Source organism: Maribacter sp. BPC-D8, from assembly GCF_035207705.1.
Lineage (GTDB): Bacteria > Bacteroidota > Bacteroidia > Flavobacteriales > Flavobacteriaceae > Maribacter.
In genome coordinates, this window is sequence record NZ_CP128187.1 from 1,063,175 (window position 1) to 1,080,439 (window position 17,265).

Genomic DNA, 17,265 nt, shown 5'->3' on the forward strand with positions numbered 1-17,265 from the left:
TAAATAATATATGAAATTATTAGAACCATATCAACTAGGTAATATTACACTTAAAAACAGAGTAGTAATGGCGCCAATGACCAGATCTAGAGCAATTAATAACGTTCCAAATGATTTAATGATAACGTATTATTCTCAAAGAGCAGGTGCTGGATTAATTATTTCTGAAGGCATCGCACCATCTCCAAATGCTTTGGGTTATGCCAGAATACCAGGACTCTATAACCAAAAGCAAATAGAGGGTTGGAAAAAAATTACTGAGGCAGTACATCGTAAAGGCTCAAAAATATTTGCGCAACTAATGCATACTGGCAGGATATCTCATCCAGATAATATGCCCAAAGATGCCGTTATATTAGCAGCATCTACTTTAAAATCAGCAGGAACAATGTGGACAGATAAAAATGGAGCACAGTCCTACCCAATGGCAAAAGAGATGACTATAAAAGACATTCATAATACTATTGAGGAATTCGTACAGTCTGCTAAAAATGCAATTGCCTCAGGTTTTGATGGTGTAGAAATTCATGCAGGCACCGGTTTTTTATTAGACACATTTATTAATCCTCATACCAACCTACGGACAGATGAATATGGCGAAACTTTAGAAGGTAGAATGAAATTTACCTTAGAAGTAACAAAAAAAGTAGCCGACGCTATAGGTAAAGAAAAGACAAGTATTCGAATTTCACCTTACGGAGTATTCAATGATATGGGTTTATATGATAAAACAGATGAAGCATTTGAATATTTGGTATCAGCTCTTAATAAAATAGGTGTTATCTATATTCATATGGTAGACCATTCTTCTATAGGAGCTCCAGAAGTGTCTGTAACATTAAAGGAAAAGATAAAAACTACTTTATATCAAGGAACTTATATATCAAGTGGCGGGTTTGATAGCGAAAAAGCACAATGGGAAGTAGACAGTCATAAAGGAGATTTAGTAGCATTTGGAAAACCATTTATTTCTAACCCAGATCTTGTTGACAGAATAAAAAATGGAGATGAATTTGCTAAATCTGATTCTGATACTCATTATTCTATTGGTAAAGAAGGGTATACAGATTATCCAATCTCAGAAAAAAAAAGCATTTTATTTAAACTTTAAATAGTAAAACGAAACGCGTATTTAACTAAAATAATAATTATGAAAAAAAATAAATACCTCCCTTTAATGCTTTTGTTATTTGGGATTATGTCTTGCACTAATCAAAAAACAACTACACAAGATTTAGAAAATGAATTAAGTATTGTTGTTGATTCTTGGTTTGAGAACTTTAATAATAATGATGCAGATAAATTAATTGAACTTTATGATGATTCTGCACTTTTTGCAAGTCATGATTTTCCTTTACAAAAAGGAAAAAAAACAATAAAAGAGGGTTTTATAAATACATTTTCTCTAAAACCATCGATAGATTTTAATATCATAAAAATAACTGTAGAAGGAAATATTGGTACGGTGTTAGGTGAGTTTGATTTTCATGGGATTAATCCATCAGACAATATAGATATACGCCAAAATGGTCGATTTCTAGTCGTGTACAAGAAATTTAAAGATAATAAATGGCGAGTGATATTTGATATGGACAACCATCCACCAGACGTAGTTCCATCAACATGGTAAATTTCAAAAAAACGCATAAAACAAGTTATTTATTAATCAATTTTAAACAAATGAAAAAATATAGTATTTTAATAGTACTACTAGTTACCTTAATTTCTTGTAATTCTTCAGCCTCAAAAAAACAACCTCAAGATTTAGCTAAATCTGTGGTATCTAAAGTTCCTGTTGGAACACTAGATGTTGTAGTTGAAATGCAACTGAGTCCAGGAAATTTAGCTGTTTCTAATCAAGGTAGATTATTTACAAGTATTCATCCTACAAGAAAAGGGAATGTTCAGCTTCTAGAAATAGTTGGTGACAAATTTATTCCTTTTCCGAATAAAGAAATGCAATCTACAGCAACGACCACTTCAAATGAAAAATTTGACACACCTCTAGGAATTGTTTTTGATAATAAAGATAGATTATGGTTGGTAGATGTAGGTTTAAACATAGGGAAAACCAGAGTTTTTGCTTATGATATTAATACAAAAGAAGAATTATATCGTTTTGATGTTCCCGAAGCGTTAGCACCTAACACAGGTTTTGTTCAAGACTTAGCCATTGATGAAATAAACGATTTTGTTTATCTAGCAGATGCTGTAAATACAGGAATCATTGTTATAGATATTAAAAAACAATCCTTTAGAAAAATTGTTGATTTACCAAGTATGCAGTACGAAGATATTGATATGGTAATAGATAATAAAGTTCAACATTATTTAGGAAATCCTATTCGAATTTCTGTAGATCCCATTACTATTTCTAAAGACAGAGAAACTTTATACTATGGAGCAATGAATAGCACAAAGTGGTACAAATTACCTACAAAAATTATTAGAGAAGATGCTAGTGACGAAGAGATTATTAAACAAATAGCGCTAGTTGGTGAAAAACCAATTTGTGATGGAGCTGCTACAGATGATGAAGGAAACCACTACTTCACCAACGTGCAAGAATATAGTATTTCTAAATTATCAAAAAACGGAACCTTAAGCACACTAAAACAACACGCTTATTTTGATTGGCCAGATAATATAAGAATTTACAAAGATTGGCTGTATATAACAAGTAATCAAATAAATAAAACAGTTGAATTTACTGGTACAGAAGATTTAGCTATAAAACCATACCGAATTTTAAAATTAAAATTTAAATAGAAAAGGTTTAACGAATTATATGCTATAAGTCATTGATTTTAAAAGAATATAACCTTAACTAAAATGAATTTTTAAATGATAAAAGTTAGCTTTTATAAAGTACTAACACTAGCGATATTATCTTCATTTTTAGGATGTAACCATTCGTCTCAAGAAGAACAAAATATTGAGATTATTAAAAGTACATATCACGATTTCAATAATTTGAAAAACCATTTAGCTCCTAATGTTATATGGAAAGAAGCCGATGGTTTTCCCTATGCAGGAACATATATTGGTTATGATGATATAGTTGAAAATGTATTTTCTAAACTAGCTATAGAATGGATTGATTTTAAATTTACTCCTGATGAGTTTATGCTAGAAGATGATAAAGTAGTAGCAATCGGACACTACAGAGGTACTAATATTAAAAGCGGTTTTACTATTAATATTAGAGCATTACACTTATATCATTTAAAAAATAATAAAATTACGCATTTTGAACAGTTTGTTGATACTAAAAAAGTAGTCGACGCAATGAAATAATAACAATTAAAAATATTTAAAATATTAATAAATGAAAACAAAAAATAATGATTTAGGGCTTTTAATCCTTCGTATTTCAATCGGATTTTTAATGCTATTACATGGTATTGCTAAATTTAAAGGCATCTCTTTTATAGAAGGTATGTTAGCAGAAAAAGGATTACCTACTTTTATTGCATACGGTATTTTTATTACAGAAGTTATAGCACCTCTATTAATAATAATTGGTTATAGAACGCGTATTGCAGCTTTAGTCTATGCCTTTGGAGCATTAATGGCTGTGCTAATAGCCCATTCAGGAGATATATTTTCACTAAATCAATACGGAGGTTGGGCAGTAGAATTATTAGGATTGTACTTATTTGGATCTATAACACTTTTCTTTACTGGTGGTGGAAAAATAGCAGTATCAAATACTAACGAATGGGATTAAAGTAAAAAACAGCAATAACAAATATTTAATTTCATAAGAAAATCAATATTATTTGTAGCTAAGTAAAAGCCATAGATATTTAGTTAAACATCTATGGCTTTTTTATATCACGCAAATTTACATAAATAAAAACTAATCTCTGTATAGAGAAAATTAGTACCAAATCTTCTTTAATTCCACTTCACACACATTCCACTCTTCTCCTATCGTCGTTTCGTAAAAAGAGTGTTACATTAACATTGTAGAGAAAGTTTTTAGAAGAAAAAAATAAAGAAAATGTAGAAATGTAACTTAGCTTTTACCAAAGCAAAGTTACATAACGCAGAACATTATAGAACATTTATATGTATTCTGAGAATCGCGTATTTGCTGACTATCATACATAGACATGAAGTTATAATATCAAAAGCTAAAACCATACTTCTAAACTCAAATAAAAGCGTTAGCGAAATAGCTTATGATTTAGGCTTTGAATACCCTCAATACTTTAGCACTCTTTTTAAAAAGAAAACACAATTAAACCCAAGTGATTTTCGGTTATTAAACTAAATAGACCAATCCTACAAAGTATTCAAATCATATAGAAATTAGGGGCAATATGCTTTCTTTTTTACAATATGATATTCTTTGAAAACACGTCATATTTTACCTCACAATTTGAAAGTGTTGCTAACTGTTTTATAGTATTCTGCTTTTAGAATTTATGTAAACAATTATTTTATTTAAGAGGTAATAACTTAAGATCCTTATCAACAATTCCTGTCAAGACTTCTTTATTTCCTCCAGCAAACAAGTCATTCAATTCAGCCATAAAAATAAGTCCGTTTTTATAAGGCACTATACCTCTCATTCCATTTTGACGAACCTTAAGCTCAGCTAGTCTAGTACCATCAAAGCTGTATTTATAAAGGTAATTCGTTGCAGACAAGTAGATATGATCATCTAAAATCAAATGAGACTGATCAGTGAAACCAGGTAAGGCCTCCGCATGTATGATCGCTAGGTTAGAATCAAGAATACGCAAGGTATTCAAGCCGTATAATAGTATGTTATCATTAGGTAATTTTACCATATGATAAGGCGCACTCATAGTGCCTAAAGAACCAATTGTTGCCTCACCAAGGGCATCCAATTCTTGGGAATTAACAAGGTTGAATTCGGCATCCAATTCTAATAACCTGGTAGTAGCATTACTGACCAACCCATCCGAAGCAAAATCAAATGCACCTGCGAATGCTAAAAACCCGTCTCTAAAAGGTGTCAGATTACCAATCACCCCACTTTTATCTCCAAAATCAAATTCTTTTATGGTTTCTGTTTCTCCTGATACCAAGGTGTTTATTGCTGGAACGTATTTTCGTGGTTCTGAGGTGAAATTGGCACCAAAAGCATAGGCTTTGTTATTCAGCGTGGTATAACCTACATCGAAGTCATAACTCAATAAATCTAAGTTTGTGAGTGGAGATAATCCAGTTTCAATATTAACAATATGACGTTGCCTAATTATTGCATTGGTATATCTAAATGGCATGTCAATATAAATAGTGCCATCATCTTGAAAATCGCAAAGTGCTCTATATCCATAATCAGAATACCCTGTATTAATTTCGATTAATGTAAATTCTAAATCTTCGGATATAGCAGCGTAATAATACTTTAAGTCATTAAAATCGACATAAATAGCATACATTTCATTCGTAAATGGATGTCTATCAAACTTTAAAAGACGCCTGCTGCCTAAAAATTCATCTGGAAAAAAATAGGAGTCGGCTTCTTCCTTTACATAAAATTCTTTTTGTTGAAAATCCGCTTGAAGAAGGTCAGTTTCACCATTTTCACCATAAGCACCCATTGTAATCATTTTATTGCCAGGAGAGAATTGCATTGTTGCTAATTCTTCTAAAGTGACATCAAAACCAGCTACCCGATAAGTGTACGATACCGCATTCTGCGAACAATTTTCTATTTGGAGTGTTTCATTAAAGTACAAGGTATCTTTAACAATATTAAAACATGCTACAACTTCTTTATCACTATTTCCATCGGAATCCTTTGAACACGAGACAATAAAAACAAAGAATGATAATAAAAAAAAATAGGATAATTTAATACTGTTGAATTGAAAGGTTGACCTAGAAATCATAGTGTTGTATTAATTTATAAAGTATAAAATATAATCGATTATACAGCAATTATCTTATAGTAGTAAATTAACGAATATAAATGATTCTAATTGTTTATTGTTCACTATCAACTCCAGATTCCTTCTCTCATAATCCCGTACTATATTTCGTAACGTGTAAAATTATAGGGCACTTGCATTTAAGATTTAGTAATGACCAGAGCTACAATGAATGAAATTAAAGTTTTGGTTTAATTCTCATAGATATAATTGCTTAAAACTATCCCGCACAAATATGCATAGTTAGTTTTTTCCTTTAAAAGGAATTCATGAGCCTCTTGCACCGGTTTTATTATTTTAGTAAAGAAATTTTTCAGAAGAAAAAAATCAAAAATTATCGTCTTTATTTTTATGCCATTCCAAAGCTCAAGTTACATATCGCAAGACATTATAGAACAAAAACAGATTATTGCTTTTTTATGAGAGAAGTCCATTAAAAAGCAATAATTCATATGTTTTATTTCTTTTTCATTGGTGGTAAATCGAAAGCTGTTGCTTCGTGCTCAAAATGATTTCTATGTGAACCATCGCAAAAAGGTTTGTTATTAGAAAGTCCGCAACGACATATACCTAACACTGTTCTACCTTGTAAGTTATATGAATTACCTTGGCTATCTACAACTTCAAAATCTCCTTCTACTTTTACAGACCCATTACTATTTATGGTTAGTTTTGTTTTGCTCATACTATTAAATTCTTTTAATTGATTTTGGTAAAAATAGGAATATAGATTTAATTTTTATCGTGAATAAGTAAGAGTTATGAATTTTAAAAAAGCTAGAATTTGGTACATCTAAAGTACTCCCCCCAAATTGTTCTCAAACCAATTAAATAGTGTACTATTATAGTCCAGATGACAATATCAATACATCAAAAAAACACATCAAATATGAAAAATCTATTAAGCTATTTATTGATTCTAATACCTTTTTTAGGATTATGCCAAATGAATAAAAAGCATACGGATAAATGGATTGACAAGAATGAAAGTGAAGATTATACGGCGCGACACGAATGTTCATTTGTGCAAATTGGTGATAAATTTATATTGTTTGGCGGTCGCGAATCGGCTCAAAAATTAGATATCTACGATTATAAGAATAACACTTGGAGTACCGGTAGAATGGCGCCCAAAGAGTTTAATCATTTTCAGGCAACGGCTTATGAAGGCTTTATTTGGGTTGTAGCAGCTTTTAAGACCAATAATTTTCCGAGAGAAATTCCCGAAGAACATGTATGGTTATATCACCCACCTACAGACAATTGGATTCAAGGCCCTGAGATTCCTGAAAACAGAAGAAGAGGTGGTGCAGGTTTGGTTATATATAAAGATAAGTTCTATGTCGTCGGTGGTAATACTATTGGTCATGATGGCGGTTATGTCAACTGGTTTGATGTATATGACCCTAAGGCCAATACTTGGACTATATTAGAAAATGCCTCTCAACAAAGGGATCATTTTAGTGCCGCTGTAATCGAAAATAAATTATATGCCGCTGGCGGAAGACAATCTGGTGGCGAAGGCGGAGTATTTGCCCCGTTACCAGCAATAGTTGATACTTATGATTTTGACTTAAAGCGCTGGTCTGTATTATCTAAAAATTTACCGACCCCAAGAGCCGCACCTGGTATTGTAGTTTATAACGGAGAACTTTTTGTAATGGGTGGTGAAGGCGAAGAAGCTGGTCCGGCTTATAAACTTGTTGAAGCCTATAATCCTAAATCAGGTTTGTGGTCTAAAATGCAAGATATGAACTATGCTAGGCATGGTACTCAGGCAATACTTTCAGGAAATGGAATTCATATAGCAGCGGGATCACCGGTACGTGCCGGTGGAAATCAAAGGAATATGGAGGTGTATGGCGAAGACAACCCAAAAGGGAAAGCACTTGTAGGTTCAAAGCTAAGTGCTAAGTCAGAAGTTGACATACCAATGTGCACCGAAACGACTATAAATCTTAAAAATATCGAAGGTAATACGGGCTGCTTTATCAGTACTATAACACTTACTGGTGATGCTAGAAGTGAGTATCAAATTGAGTCAAAAGTTGAACATGTTTTAGTGCCAACAGGCGAAGAAATGCCTATTGTTATTAAACACATAGGTAATTCAACGAATCAACAGACAAGTTTAAAAATTGTCTACAACGGCGATCAAGTGCTTGAGATCAAATTGAAGAGTAAGTGATTTGTTTTGGGCAGTAGCTTAGTAATACAATCTAAAATCAAGTAGTTTACATACATTGTAATGTCTTTGGTGTAGTTCTTCTACCACATCGAACATATCATCATCTTCTTTAAATAAGTTAAAGAATGCCTTATCGAGATTTGCACTGCTTACTCCGTCGAATGCATTGCCATAGCCAGAAATTGCTTTAGCATTGGTGATGTCTAAAAAGTATTGAGATTCTTCTTCGTCAAGGTCTAGAATTTTTGCATTTGAAAAATGCAGGATCTTCCCTTTTAATCGTCCCTCGAAAATTTCCGCAATCTCTTGTAAGCTATAGTAGTAGTCGTTTAAGCAAATGCTATTTGCTTCGCCATGCATCACCAAGTAAATAATTTCATAATCTTTAAAATTATGATCATCTAACACCAGAGCATTTAAACTGTCTTCTAGCCCTTCAATAGTATCGCATGTTTTATAGATACTGGCAATACCATATTTCATGGCTAGTTGCTCTAAGCTTTGTTGTGCTTCGGTAACTTTCTCGTTTTCAATATCATCGACGCCTTCTAAACAATAGATGAAGTTTTCTGTGTCAGTTACGTGTTCTTGCGGTAATTGTCTTCTTTTCTCTAGCAAGTTTCTAAATTTTTGTAGCGTATGTGAAGTACAAAATTACTGCAACTGTTTTACTTTTTTTAGCGTTTTCAAGTTAAATATGAGTTGTAATACATAGTGCTTCCCTGCTACTTTCGAGTAGTATAAATACAAAACGATACTAAAACGTTCGGTGATTATTTAATAGCGTCTAAAAATGGATGCATTTCTAATAGCTCAATATCATCGCGCTTACGTAGTTCTCTTAAAAACCACCCTTTGTGTCCGGCGCCATAGGTAATTAAAATTCTTTTACCTTGATAGCGGTGTTTTTCCAGCGCCTTTTCAATATTCCAATAATGAGCAATATTTATATTTTCCCAACCACCAAGACCCAGTTCTTCGTTAAATAGCTCATTATATTTTTGTAACCCAATATCTTGAATGCTATCATATTCATTGGTATGAATAAAATAAGGATCATTAACCTTGCCACTAGCTTTGTATAAAGAATCTGTACGCTTATTTGCTGAAATGTATGCGGTCCAATCTGCCGTTCTAGAAGTGTCTTTCTGTATAGCCCTTAGTTTCTCTCCTCGTTCGTCTGCCATGGTCTTTGTCCAACCAGCGGTAGGTATAATTTCAAAATCCATGGTTTTGGATAATGGAAATACAACAGCTACATATTCAGGAAAACGCATGGTACGTGGTTCTGAAATACTATCGTCTCTTTTGAAGCCTTCATAGGCCGTTTTAAAACGATTTGGAGGAATTTCGGTTAATATGTAATCTGGATTAATATTCTTGATTAATCTTTTTAGATAGTCAGTAGTATAAACGCTATCCGTAAGATGCCCGCCGTGAATAGTACCTAAGACAAGAACTTCATTTTTTAGTCTTTTATCAGTGTGTTTTTTTTCGTCTACTTGCTTGCAGCCCGTTATGGATAATAGTAAAACACATAGTATGGTAAAATGGATTAGTAGCTGTCTCATAATACGTTGATGATATATCTATATATTCTTTAAAAAGTCTTTTACGGCACTCCAATAGCCATCATTATCGTCAAACTTTTCCCATAACGCCCGCGAACCATGATTTCCTTTGGTTGCTGGTACATACGACACTTTTGTAGTGGTAGGTATTGCTTCGTTTATGGCAGCCCAATTATCTTGTTCGTTTTGCGCAGAAGTAATTAACGTGGGTACTTTAATATTTGCGGCACTATTTTTTATAAAATCGTCTTTACCAAAATATTCGCCAGGTGAAAAAGCCATGGCGGCATTTATATTATCAGGATAGTCACCGGCATATTTAAGAACTAAGGAAGAGGAGTAAGAACTACCCCAGATAATTATTTTCTTAGGGGAATATGTCTTTTTTACATAAGCCACGGTTGCCTCAATATCTTGAAAAGCATTTACATATTCGGTTTCCTTCCCTGCGGCTACCGCTCTTTGGTTGGTCTGGTTTACAACAGAATTCACCGCTCCACCAGATCGTTGGTCAATGGCAAGGCTGCTATAACCCAATGCGTTTAATTTAGGTGCTATTTCTTTATATTCTCCACGGCTCCACCCTGCTTGATGAAAAAGGAGTATAAAGGTTTCGCTCCCTTTGGCTTCATAATAATCTGCGGTAATCAGCAGCCCATCTTTAGCGGGAAAGTCTATGGTTTTTTGTGCAAACATACATAAGCAGCTTAAGCTTAAAACAAAGGAGAGAATCGTTTTCATAAATAGCGTTGTTAGGTTATACATGCATGAGTCTAGCATTACTGCATTTGCTTACAAAAAGTGGAGAATAAATCTTTTTGCAACGCCCAGATATAGCGTATTGATTCTGGGGTGTGTGAAATACAAAATTGCTGTAACTCATTTATTCTTTTTAGCGTTTTAGTATAAAATTATCAATGAAAGTGCTAGGGCTAATGATTAGACTTATATGCTAGGTATAGTATAGTTGCCGATCTTTTCATAAAAAGCTTGTAGCTATAAATTAATCAACATTCTGATGTTTAAAAGCACATGTTCGTCTTCAAATCCTTAAATTAGACATGTAAACTTTAGGAGTAGCTATTTCATAGTTTGAGAAATATCCTTAGAACCTGATTTGATTAATATCAACGTAGGGAAAAGTTATCAGGATCAACAACCTGTACTTTCCTTTTATCATTTTCTATTCTTACTGTTTACACTAAAAAATATAGTAGCGAATACGCTTCAGTCAACTAGTGAAACAGATGATAGATATTAAAGTAAACAACACCACTCACCTATGCAAGCCGAACGTTACACTAGATGAAATCATTAAAGGTTTGAATATTTCTGTTAAAGGAATAGCCGTGGCGGTAAATGAGAACATTATTACCAAAACAGAGTGGCATACCAAAACACTCAACGAGAACGATGAAGTATTGGTCATTAGAGCTACCCAAGGGGGTTGAAAATCACGCTTTCCATTTCTATGTTGCCCACATAAAGCAAGAGAATTTCCATTACAATACTTAAATTACAAAAATGATCATATTAATAGCTCCAGAAAAAGATATCCCGAATGAAATTGAATTGCTACATCAGTTGTTTCAAGAAGGTTTAGCCTATTACCATTTAAGAAAACCTTTGAAGGACTATCAAGAACATTGCGATTATTTAAATGCGATCGATACCAAGTATCATAATAGAATTGTAGTACATTTTTTTCATGAATTGGTCAATGAATATGACTTAAAAGGGATTCATTTTCAAGAGCAAAAAAGAATAGACCATATTGACAATCCTGGGCAGTATTTTAAAAGCTTAGATATGTACGGTAAGACTATAAGTTCTTCTTTTCACGATCCAGAGGTATTAGAAGATTGTGAATTTGAATTTGATTATCATTTACTGAGTCCCGTGTTTTCTTCTATCTCTAAACAAGGCTACGAAGGCAAAGGTTTCGACGTCAACCAAAGTGAAAAGTTGATTGTGGGCATGGGCGGTATCACCGATAAAACAGTCCAACAAACATTAAAACTCGGTTTTAAGGGAATTAGCGTTTTAGGCGGAGTCTGGAATATGGAAAACCCTGTTGAAAGCTTTGTAGCCTTAAAAAAGCACTATGAAGCAGCATGGATTGAAGAGAAGAAAACAGCTAGTAGAAATAGCATGAATAACTGATTTTTTAAAAGAATTATTACAGTCCCATAAATGTAGACCCGCCTAAAGCAACCTCTTTATAATTAAATTAGATATTAAGACTGATTACAAGAAAGTTTACAACCCAAAGCACGTCTAAACCCCAGGTAATTATCACAACCTTAATTAGACGAAACCTATGAATTCTATTTTCCATGATGGGCAATTAGCGGTACAAAAAAAAGCCGGAGAAGAAGACATTGCCATACAAAGAATACCAATGCTTGCAGCATCGCTTCATCCAAGATCTATCGCTTTTATAGAACATCAGGTATTGGCGTTTGCCGGTAGTGAAGATGCCAATGAAGCTATTTGGTTATCGTTATTGGTGGGTGAACGTGGTTTTATTGTTATCCCATCCGTAGAAGAAATAAAATTCGACCTTACCAAGGTTACCAGTACTACAGATGATATTTTCTTTACCAATATTGTAACAAAACCAACGGTTGGGCTGCTATTTCATGAAGCAGCGAGAAGGGCACGTTATAGAGCCTGGGGAGAAGCTACAAAAACGGACAATGAAATTAGTGTTGCTATAAAAATGGGTTACCCCAGTTGTCCAAAACACATACAACGAGAAGAAATTGAAGTACCTGCCAAAATTAAAGATACATTAAATACAACCTTTGAAAAAGGCAGTAGCTTAGGCGCATCTGAAAAGAAATGGATCAGCACGACACATACATTTTTTATAAGTACACAGACTAAAAAAGGAGATATAGAAGCATCGCACCGAGGTGGTGATCCTGGGTTTATAGAGATTCTAGAAAATGGTCAGTTACGCGTACCCGATTACTTGGGCAATAGTATGTTCAGCACTTTAGGCAACATCTATGAAAACCCAAAAGCAGCGTTGCTTTTCGTAAATTATGAGAAGGGAGAAACCTTGCAACTTTCTGGTACTGCGGCATTACAATTTGATCAAAATTCTGCCGATGATTTCTACAAATCTGGCGAAACCGGTAGATTCTGGACTTTTGAAACCAAGCAATGGGTAAGAACGGTAAACCACCATAAAGTCAATACCGAATTTATTGACTTCTCCCCTTTTAATATCTTGAGTAAAAAATAAATAACGCTTCCTGAAAATATCTAAAGTGCTTCATTTGATCATAACGGTGCCCTAGCCTATTGTTCTCGTATAGCAACGATTACACGACGGAGACCTTCTTCTAATCGTGCTCTGGGGCAAGCAAGGTTTAAGCGTATATATCCGTCGGCATTGGCAACGAACATATTTCCGCCTTCCAATAACACACCAGCATTACGCGCAAAGAATAGAGTTAGATTTTCATCAGATTTAAAATAATGACCCACATTTACCCAAGCCAAATAGGTAGCTTCGGGTATTATAAAATCTGTTTCTGGCAAGTGCAGGTCTAGCTGTTCTTTTAGATACTGAAAATTAGCATCTAGGTAAGTGGTTAAATCTGCCAACCAGACATGACCTTTTGTATAGGCTGTTTCTGCGGCAACAATACTCAAGGGGTTTTCTACGGGCAAATAGGTTTCTTTATATTGCTCTCGAATAGCATCATTCGGTATAATGATATTGGCAAATAGATTACCGGCTAGATTAAATGTTTTGCTGGGCGCCATACAGGTAATAATACGGTCAGTATCTGGAAACAATTTTGCCATAGGCGTAAACGACTGGTCGTCTCTAACCAAATCGCAATGAATTTCATCAGATATAATCGTTAGTCCGTTCGCTAAGCAAATCTCGCCCAGTTCTTGTAACTCATTGCTAGACCAAACCCGACCCGTTGGGTTATGTGGGTTACAGAAGATACCCAATACGCATTTCTCATTGGCGGCTTTTGTTCTAATATCGTCCATATCCATAACGAATTTGCCTTGCTCCTCTTTCAATTCAGAACATACCAATTCAATACCATTATAATCGGCAGCATGTTTAAAAAAGGCATATGATGGGGTAACAATAAGTACCTGCTCATCTGGTTTGCAAATTTGACCAATAAGACTGTACAATGCAGGTATTACACCTTTTGCGTGCACGAGGTGCTGTTCATTAAAGGTCCAATCATACCGATCTTGACACCATTTTTGAAAAGCCAAATGATAGGCAGGATCTGCAACCATAGAATAGCCCAATAATGGGTGTTCTAGTCGCGCTTTTAAGGCATCGATAATCACCGGAGCTATGGCAAATTCCATATCTGCCACCCACATAGGTATAAAATCTTCTTCGGCATACTTGCCGCTTAAATCTTCATTTGGATCAAAGAGGTAGCCTCTATAGCCAGTAAGAGACATTGCGTTGGTACCATCTCTGTTTATGATTTCATCAAATGAGTAAGTTGTAGTAGCCATTGGTATTTTAAATTAGATAGGTAACAATTGATTTGAAAGACTTAGAACCATGCTTTGGTAAAAGCATCATCTAAATAACAAACTTAAAGATCTAAAATCGATTTTATAAGATCATTGCTTAGAATTTCGTCAACTATTTTTGAGGCTTGTACAGGAGTTGAACTTTAAGGTATGCCTCTTATTGGTCTTTTTGAATAAACAGGTATTGAATTTATAAAGACATATTATCGAAAAGTATTCACCTTACCGATTAACAGGTGATACCGAAGTTGTTAAATTCTTTACATACCTTTCTCTTCCTACTTATCAATTACATCTATTTTCAGTGTAGGAGTTTACTTTGTAATATCATTACGATTATATAATAATACTCGACTAATTCTGTTATTTTAGCATAAAACTATCCCTATGCTTATATCTATTGTATTAATTACTATTGTCCTTATTCTGTTTTTCTATGCTATTTCAGTGTACAACGGCTTGGTTAGAAAGAAAACAGAAATGGCAGAAGGGTGGAGCAGTATTGATGTCTTCTTGAAAAAGCGATACGATTTAATTCCTGGTTTAATAGAAACCGTAAAAGGCTATGCGACGCACGAAAAAGAAACTTTTGAAAATATAACTAAAGCAAGAAATTTAGCGCAAAACGCTTCATCTGTTGATGAACAAGGAAAAGCAGAGAGTGCTTTGAAAAATTCTATGGTCAACCTTTTTGCCGTTGCCGAGAATTATCCCGATTTAAAAGCGAATCGTAATTTTAGTGAGTTGCAAAATGAGCTTTCTTCATTAGAAGATGATATTGAAATGACACGTAGGTATTACAACGCTACCGTAAAAGAGAACAATATCGCTATTGAAAGCTTTCCTTCTAATATTTTTGCCAATATGTTCAATTTCAATAAAGGAGAGTTTTTTGAAATTCAAAATGCGCAAGAGAAAGAACCGGTTAAATTCTCTTTCTAATTTCGATGAAAAGAAATGTTTACGCTACATATGATGTGTTCCCAAGCGCAAAGGGTGCTTCTACGCATATTAGAGAGATGATTAACGTATCGTCGCAGCAGTGCGATGAATTACAATTATTCTGCTTACGAGGTAATAGCACCTACCCTGCCGTACAAACGGAAGGTAATATTGTTATAAAGCGTTATTACAACGAAGAAGAGATGAATTATTTAGAAAAAGCATCTCTTTTCTCTCAACAACTATTTGTCGATATCCAAAAAAATAAAGAATCTATTCAAATAGGTCATTTTAGAGATGTTTGGAGCGGCATGGGCTTAACTGCCGAACCTAGTATAAAAACCATCTTTGAGGTAAATGCCCTAACATCGATAGAACTACCATATAGATATCCCAATTTAACACCTTCTTTTCTAGATAAACTAAGAGAAATTGAGTCGCAATGTTTACAAAAAGCGACCGTAATTATTACTCCGTCCGAAGTAACCAAAGCATATTTAGAGACCAATTATGCTATTGATACAGCGAAGATAAAAGTGATACCGAACGGGGCACATATACCAGAATCTTACGAAAGACCCATTGATTCACCTGAACAGTACATTATCTATTTTGGTGCCATACAACCGTGGCAAGGTGTAGATATGTTGCTTAAAGCAATGACGTATTTAGAAGATTTTGAAGATCTAAAACTGGTCATTTGTTTAGCGGTAAAAGAAAAAGCTTTTAAACCGTATAAAAAACTAGTAGAGAAATTAGGCTTAGAAGATCGTATTATTCTAAAGTCGAGATTATCTAAGAAAGATTTATACAACTACATACATTACGCAGAAGCTTCTATAGCCCCTTTAAAGGCATGCGACAGAAATATTACACAAGGGTGCTGTCCGCTTAAGATATTAGAGAGCATGGCTTGTGAGACTATGGTAGTCGCATCTGAATTACCAGTGGTTACCGAGTTAGTTACCGAACAAGAAGCTTTACTTTTTGAACCCGATAGAGAACAAGACCTAGCACGCTGTATTCGGTTTGTATTAGATGAACCAGAACTAAAGAAAACCTATATCTCAAATGCTTTTGAAAAGGTGAAAAGTACTTTTCTATGGGAGGATCAAAAAGAGAAACTAAAGAACATATATCAAGATTTAACGCTCTAATATGGATAAACAAGGCAATGTATTAAATAAAGAACAATATATAGGAGCCCCTATAGAAAGAGCCCACTTACACCGTGGTTTTAGTTCTAAAAAGACACCTGTAAAATGGATTCGTTTTTTCAGGGCCTGTGTATTGCAACGAGAAATAGCCCGAGAACAAAAGAGTAAAAGAATAAAGCAAATTTGGTTTATTCTTCTAGGCGTTTTCTTATGTAATTTTATAGCAATTCCGTTGAACTTTATATCCGAGACTTTAGGGGCAATTTTTACAGTAATAGGTATGCTCACTTGTCCTGGGTTGATCGTTGCGGGTATCATGACCTATTTAACGAACAAGAAGTTTAAAAAGAATTTTACAGACGGTTTTGACTTTTTTGCAGATTACTTTTCTGCCTTGTTTACCTTGATAGAAGAAGACTTGCAGTTAGATTCTAAAATAGCATTAGAGGCGAATGTAAAAGATACGATTACAGATGAAAATCTAATTAAAAATGAATCGTTTACTAGTGAATCTAGCGGATTTATATCTGGCGTAGAAAAAAACTATGAGCGGGTCATTAGTAAGGGGTCTTGTTTCTTTAATGATGAATCTTTAATCTTCTTTCAGTTTAGCGAAAGAACCAGAAAACGTATCATCGAAAAAAGAGGTAGCTCTGGTAAAAGAAAAACAAAACATAAGTATAGGGCTGCATACCCTTTTACCATTAAAATGAAAATACCGAAACACAAATACCAGTTAAACCCAACGATAGATACTTCTCAAATAAGCTTTGCTGAAGATGATGAGTATTACGTATTTAAGGTATATCGAAAATTCGATGTCAAAAAAGAAAATCCGGATCAATACAGTCCGTATGAAGAAAGTAGCATTTCTTCATTTGCTGTAGATTATTTCTCTTTAGAAGTTATTAACCTGATCAACACTTGCTACAGTTGTGTAACACCTAGCGCTTAATCTT

Annotated in this window: 19 protein-coding genes and 1 riboswitch; of the genes, 13 read left to right on the forward strand and 6 right to left on the reverse strand. The window is 34.0% G+C overall.

Annotated elements, in window-relative coordinates:
* The first annotated feature begins 10 nt into the window (after window positions 1-10).
* The 6 genes from QSV08_RS04775 (at window position 11) to QSV08_RS04800 (ending at window position 4,279) form a co-directional block, all read left to right on the forward strand.
* On the forward strand, window positions 11-1,111 hold the full coding sequence (locus tag QSV08_RS04775) for an alkene reductase (RefSeq protein WP_324027045.1): 1,101 nt from the start codon (window positions 11-13) through the stop codon (window positions 1,109-1,111).
* A gap of 39 nt (window positions 1,112-1,150) precedes the next feature.
* Window positions 1,151-1,630: a YybH family protein gene (locus QSV08_RS04780; protein ID WP_324027047.1), complete on the forward strand. Its 480-nt coding sequence runs from the start codon at window positions 1,151-1,153 to the stop codon at window positions 1,628-1,630.
* A 50-nt stretch (window positions 1,631-1,680) separates the two neighbouring features.
* A complete protein-coding gene (locus QSV08_RS04785; protein ID WP_324027049.1) occupies window positions 1,681-2,769 on the forward strand; it encodes an L-dopachrome tautomerase-related protein in 1,089 nt (362 codons plus the stop codon).
* A gap of 75 nt (window positions 2,770-2,844) precedes the next feature.
* The gene (locus QSV08_RS04790; protein ID WP_324027051.1) at window positions 2,845-3,297 is read left to right on the forward strand and encodes a nuclear transport factor 2 family protein; all 453 of its coding nucleotides are present in this window, start codon (window positions 2,845-2,847) and stop codon (window positions 3,295-3,297) included.
* Window positions 3,298-3,328: 31 nt separating this feature from the next.
* A complete protein-coding gene (locus QSV08_RS04795) occupies window positions 3,329-3,730 on the forward strand; it encodes a DoxX family protein (RefSeq protein ID WP_324027053.1) in 402 nt (133 codons plus the stop codon).
* Between the two features lie 366 nt (window positions 3,731-4,096).
* Window positions 4,097-4,279 carry a helix-turn-helix domain-containing protein gene (locus QSV08_RS04800; protein WP_324027055.1) on the forward strand — a complete coding sequence of 61 codons (183 nt, stop codon included), beginning with the start codon at window positions 4,097-4,099 and terminating at the stop codon, window positions 4,277-4,279.
* A 169-nt stretch (window positions 4,280-4,448) separates the two neighbouring features.
* Here QSV08_RS04800 and QSV08_RS04805 read toward each other — a convergent pair whose 3' ends face one another.
* Complete coding sequence (locus QSV08_RS04805; protein WP_324027057.1) at window positions 4,449-5,873, reverse strand: hypothetical protein; 1,425 nt, start codon at window positions 5,871-5,873, stop codon at window positions 4,449-4,451.
* Window positions 5,874-6,369: 496 nt separating this feature from the next.
* On the reverse strand, window positions 6,370-6,597 hold the full coding sequence (locus QSV08_RS04810) for a CDGSH iron-sulfur domain-containing protein (RefSeq protein WP_073244533.1): 228 nt from the start codon (window positions 6,595-6,597) through the stop codon (window positions 6,370-6,372).
* A 204-nt stretch (window positions 6,598-6,801) separates the two neighbouring features.
* On the opposite strand from QSV08_RS04810, the gene QSV08_RS04815 reads away from it, so the two are divergent.
* Window positions 6,802-8,100 (forward strand): Kelch repeat-containing protein, encoded by a 1,299-nt coding sequence (locus tag QSV08_RS04815; RefSeq protein WP_324027059.1) that lies wholly within the window; start codon window positions 6,802-6,804, stop codon window positions 8,098-8,100.
* A gap of 18 nt (window positions 8,101-8,118) precedes the next feature.
* On the opposite strand, the gene QSV08_RS04820 is transcribed toward QSV08_RS04815, so the two are convergent.
* The 3 genes from QSV08_RS04820 to QSV08_RS04830 all read right to left on the reverse strand — a co-directional run bounded on the left by QSV08_RS04820 (window position 8,119) and on the right by QSV08_RS04830 (window position 10,367).
* Window positions 8,119-8,718 (reverse strand): DUF6642 family protein, encoded by a 600-nt coding sequence (locus QSV08_RS04820; protein WP_324027061.1) that lies wholly within the window; start codon window positions 8,716-8,718, stop codon window positions 8,119-8,121.
* Window positions 8,719-8,873: 155 nt separating this feature from the next.
* Window positions 8,874-9,671 (reverse strand): hypothetical protein, encoded by a 798-nt coding sequence (locus tag QSV08_RS04825; RefSeq protein ID WP_324027064.1) that lies wholly within the window; start codon window positions 9,669-9,671, stop codon window positions 8,874-8,876.
* An 18-nt stretch (window positions 9,672-9,689) separates the two neighbouring features.
* On the reverse strand, window positions 9,690-10,367 hold the full coding sequence (locus tag QSV08_RS04830; protein ID WP_324027066.1) for an alpha/beta hydrolase: 678 nt from the start codon (window positions 10,365-10,367) through the stop codon (window positions 9,690-9,692).
* Between the two features lie 366 nt (window positions 10,368-10,733).
* Window positions 10,734-10,827, forward strand: a riboswitch (TPP riboswitch).
* 91 nt (window positions 10,828-10,918) lie between these two features.
* On the opposite strand from QSV08_RS04830, the gene thiS reads away from it, so the two are divergent.
* The 3 genes from thiS to QSV08_RS04845 all read left to right on the forward strand — a co-directional run bounded on the left by thiS (window position 10,919) and on the right by QSV08_RS04845 (window position 12,924).
* Window positions 10,919-11,122 (forward strand): sulfur carrier protein ThiS, encoded by a 204-nt coding sequence (gene thiS / locus QSV08_RS04835; RefSeq protein ID WP_324027068.1) that lies wholly within the window; start codon window positions 10,919-10,921, stop codon window positions 11,120-11,122.
* 73 nt (window positions 11,123-11,195) lie between these two features.
* Window positions 11,196-11,834: a thiamine phosphate synthase gene (locus QSV08_RS04840; RefSeq protein ID WP_324027070.1), complete on the forward strand. Its 639-nt coding sequence runs from the start codon at window positions 11,196-11,198 to the stop codon at window positions 11,832-11,834.
* 157 nt (window positions 11,835-11,991) lie between these two features.
* Window positions 11,992-12,924 (forward strand): pyridoxamine 5'-phosphate oxidase family protein, encoded by a 933-nt coding sequence (locus tag QSV08_RS04845; RefSeq protein ID WP_324027072.1) that lies wholly within the window; start codon window positions 11,992-11,994, stop codon window positions 12,922-12,924.
* A gap of 56 nt (window positions 12,925-12,980) precedes the next feature.
* Here the strand turns inward: QSV08_RS04845 and QSV08_RS04850 are convergent, their stop codons facing one another.
* On the reverse strand, window positions 12,981-14,186 hold the full coding sequence (locus QSV08_RS04850) for a MalY/PatB family protein (protein ID WP_324027074.1): 1,206 nt from the start codon (window positions 14,184-14,186) through the stop codon (window positions 12,981-12,983).
* A 408-nt stretch (window positions 14,187-14,594) separates the two neighbouring features.
* Here QSV08_RS04850 and QSV08_RS04855 point away from each other — a divergent pair, with 408 nt between their 5' ends.
* From QSV08_RS04855 to QSV08_RS04865, 3 genes are read left to right on the forward strand one after another with little or no spacing between them, the layout of a single operon-like run.
* Window positions 14,595-15,149, forward strand: a complete 555-nt coding sequence (locus QSV08_RS04855; RefSeq protein ID WP_324027076.1) for a LemA family protein — start codon at window positions 14,595-14,597, stop codon at window positions 15,147-15,149.
* 5 nt (window positions 15,150-15,154) lie between these two features.
* Window positions 15,155-16,306: a glycosyltransferase family 4 protein gene (locus QSV08_RS04860; RefSeq protein WP_324027078.1), complete on the forward strand. Its 1,152-nt coding sequence runs from the start codon at window positions 15,155-15,157 to the stop codon at window positions 16,304-16,306.
* A gap of 1 nt (window position 16,307) precedes the next feature.
* Window positions 16,308-17,261, forward strand: coding sequence for a hypothetical protein (locus QSV08_RS04865; RefSeq protein WP_324027080.1), 954 nt, complete (start codon window positions 16,308-16,310; stop codon window positions 17,259-17,261).
* The last annotated feature ends 4 nt before the right edge of the window (window positions 17,262-17,265 follow it).